Genomic DNA, 686 nt, shown 5'->3' with positions numbered 1-686 from the left:
CGCTTGTCGATCTCGAACTCGAGCCATGCGCCCCTGGAGGGGATGACCCTGCAGCCGAACAGGTCCTTGTCGGAGGTCTTGTCGACACTGCGGTCGAAGTAGACACCCGGCGACCTGACGAGCTGGGAGACCACGACACGCTCGGTGCCGTTGATGATGAAGGTGCCCTTCGGCGTCATGAGCGGGAAGTCGCCCATGAACACCGTCTGGCTCTTGATCTCACCAGTGGTGTTATTGATGAACTCCGCCGTCACGAACATCGGGGCGGAGAAGGTCATGTCCTTGTCTTTGCACTCATCGACTGAGTACTTGGGCGGCTCGAACCGATGGTCACGGAACGACAAGGACATGGTCCCCGAGAAGTCCTCGATGGGACTGATCTCTTCGAAGATCTCCTCGAGGCCCGACTGGGTCGGGACGTCCTTGCGCCCGGCCTGGCGAGCCGCCTCTACCCGGGCCTTCCACTTCTCGTTGCCCAGCAGCCAGTCGAATGACTCGGTCTGCAGTGCAAGAAGGTCAGGAACTTCGAGGGGCTCCTGGATACGCGAAAACGAAACGCGACGGGGACCGGCGGGTACGGCGGAGGCGTTGCGCGAGGCTGCCAACAGATGTCCTTCCGAGGGCTCGCGGCGGACTGACTACACGCACGCCAGACGACCTCGCAACGTGAGCAAGAGAAGCGGGTC

1 pseudogene is annotated in these 686 nt (G+C 62.0%); it reads right to left on the bottom strand.

Annotated elements, in window-relative coordinates:
- Positions 1-605: pseudogene (locus AC3EO4_RS55700) on the bottom strand (DNA-directed RNA polymerase subunit beta); the annotation flags it as partial.
- Positions 606-686 lie beyond the last annotated feature (81 nt).

This window comes from Nonomuraea sp. bgisy101 (genome assembly GCF_057708945.1).
This window is presented reverse-complemented; position numbering and strand designations above follow the sequence as displayed.